Here is a 2,840-nt window from a genome sequence, read left to right as displayed (position 1 = left end):
TCTCGGGTCTCACAAACCAAAAAATTTAAAACTAAATTCGCTGGGTTTGTTATCTTAATGGCCATCCTTGCCATTATTTTGGCTATGCCAACTGCTCGCCAATATGTATTGGTCAAAGCAACTAAGGCGAGTGGTTCTGTCGCATCAGCATCAGCCAGCCCTTTTCATCAATATTGATACTTAGCTACTAGCTCAAATGAAACAAAAACAAAAAACACATTTTCATAAATTTACTTCTCGCTTAATCGAATTTTCCGATCGGCAAGTTAACCGAGCGATGTTTGTGATGTTGTTAATTGCTACCACTGCGGTAGTAATCAATATCCCAAATATTATGCAGTACTTCACTGCCCAACCCAGCTCTGCACTTGGAGTTATAAATCCTAAATTTACTCCAAGCATGGGCACTCCAATACCATACAGTGGAGACTTTGATAATGAACCTTGGGAACCAGAAGGTGATGAAATATTAATTGCTCAAAACGCCCAAGAACCAGACATACATAACGATAGAATTGTATATCAAGTAGGGGGCAATACATCTTCGGATGTGCATATGAAAGACTTGAATACAGGAGAAACAAAAGTTATTGCTGACACATTAAATTTTGAAGGAAATGCGAAGATATATGACAAAAATATTGTTTGGCATGAACAGGATCCAGATGGGAATATAAATAGTATATTACTTCATCAATTAATTACCGGGGAGACCGGGGAGACAAAAGTAATTGCTCAAGGAGAAAGTGGTTTTGGAGGAGGAACAGAAATAGACAACAGATCCCCCGATATTTATGGCAATTATATTGTTTGGCGACGAGGTATACAAGAGTATTTCCCTCCGTACGATAACTACTTAGAAGTTGTTTTATATGATATAACTAATGGAACAGAAAGTATTATTAGTCACGAAGCTGGGGATTCTACATATATTTGGGTGTACGATGACTCAGTAGCTATTGCTGGTGACTGGGTGATTTGGGTAGGGTTGTCAAAAATAAATCCAGAATATAGTAGAATATATGCTTATAAAATTTCCACTCAACAAGGACCTTATGTAATTAATGAAAGTAATTTACCAATACGCCAATTCCACCCAGCAATATATGGTAAATGGGCAATTTGGGTTGAAGATACGGATTTGAGTAATGGGAGTTACGAAAAATTGGTAGCATATGATTCGGATACCCATCAAAAATATATTATTCAAGAAGGTAATGTGACTGAACCAGCAATATATAGAGATATTGTAGTTTGGAGAAATTGGGATATTACATCAGGAACAAAAATCTATATGCATCGTCTATCCGATATACTTGGCTTGAACTATAAACTTGTTGGTAATCCTCCACAACAAATACAACCTAGTATTTGTGCCAATAAAATTGTTTTTGCAGGCAACATACCATTTGTTAATAACCCTTCTGTCTATTTGTTTGAATTGTTAAATTAATTAATAAAATTTAAAAGGTAAACATTTTGTTTATGGGATGTTTATTTCGAACGGCTCATGGGTGAGCCGTTTATTGTAAAAGCTGAAATGGTTGACAAATGGGGGGGAATAGAGTTTATTTGGGGCAGAGACAAATCCAAAAAACATAGTCTCAGATTGACAAATAGAACAAAAAGGAGGCTGATGAAGCCATGGAATTCTGGAAAAAATTCTTTAACCAGCCCCCCACGTTGTGGGGCTGGGCACTGCTTCTGGCAGTAGCCATTGGTATTTTTATTGATGTGGCGCCAACCAAATTTATCTTGGTTAATAACACACCACTCTCAGATCATCAATGGACGAGCGACGGGTTTTTCTATGATGTGGCAACCCAGTACGCGGTCTTTACTAGTTATGTACAGGAAGAACTGGGAAGATCTGTAAGTGTAAGATATTCAAGATCATTGCGCTGGATAATTACTATTGCTTTACTAAGTGCGGTTGTAGTCTTTACAAAGAAATCAAATAGTGCGCTGTTTATTGCAGGTCCGCTGGTGGTTTTCTTGGTTGCCGCCGGAATTATTATTAATGGGCTTCACCCAGAAAATAATATAGATTTTGTCCAGATGATTTTTTACGGTGCCATATGGTATGGAGTAATTGGACTTGGAGTCATGTATTTATTCATATTTCTCACAAAAACTCAAGCAATTCGGGGGATTGACGAAGACGGTCCAGTAGATTTTTCGGGACTTAAGGCAGTTACACTTACCACTGCAGGTCAAGTGGTGAAGGTTGCGGGAGGTATTGGTAATAATCTGCAAGCGGCAATCGGAGAAAGCGATCCGTCAAAGCTCGTAACTACATCTGCACCACAAGTTGTTGCTTCTGCAACACAGCCCAGTTTCAAGCATCGTTTTTGTGTTCAGTGTGGCACAACTCCAGTCAATAATGGGAAATGCCGCAACTGCCAAACATTAGTTAGGAATGCTATCAGCACTGATAAAATATGCAGTGACTGCGGAGCAGAAAAAATGTTACAGGCAAAACATTGCTACAATTGCGGGCTCTTATTCGAAAATGAGCCCAGCTCTTACAGAGACTGGAATCCCAGTAGAACTTGTAATGTGTGCGATGGTTCCTGTAAGCCTGATGATAAGTTTTGCGAGCACTGCGGCACGGAATTACCAATAGCCAAAAATTAGCCGTAAGAATTGTACATTCCTAAAAAACCGCCCTTTGGGCGGCTTTTTGTTACGTGTTTTAGTGGTGGGCGGTACTGGATTCATCCGCCAGCCGGCGGACAGTGACCTCTTACAAAACAACAAAATATTTTATCTGTTTCTGTATTAACTAAGTATGGTGGGCGGTACTGGATTCATCCGCCAGCCGGCGGACAGTGACCTCT

2 protein-coding genes are annotated in these 2,840 nt (G+C 39.4%); both read left to right on the top strand.

Annotated features, from left to right (window positions below; translation table 11 throughout):
* The first annotated feature begins 196 nt into the window (after window positions 1–196).
* Complete coding sequence (locus KKG99_06355) at window positions 197–1,453, top strand: hypothetical protein (GenBank protein ID MBU1012607.1); 1,257 nt, start codon at window positions 197–199, stop codon at window positions 1,451–1,453.
* 191 nt (window positions 1,454–1,644) lie between these two features.
* Window positions 1,645–2,637 (top strand): hypothetical protein, encoded by a 993-nt coding sequence (locus tag KKG99_06350; protein ID MBU1012606.1) that lies wholly within the window; start codon window positions 1,645–1,647, stop codon window positions 2,635–2,637.
* Window positions 2,638–2,840: the final 203 nt, after the last annotated feature.

Source organism: Bacteroidota bacterium, from assembly GCA_018816945.1.
Lineage (GTDB): Bacteria > Bacteroidota > Bacteroidia > Bacteroidales.
The sequence above is the reverse complement of the archived record's forward strand: the minus strand, read 5'-3'. Positions and strand labels throughout refer to the sequence as shown.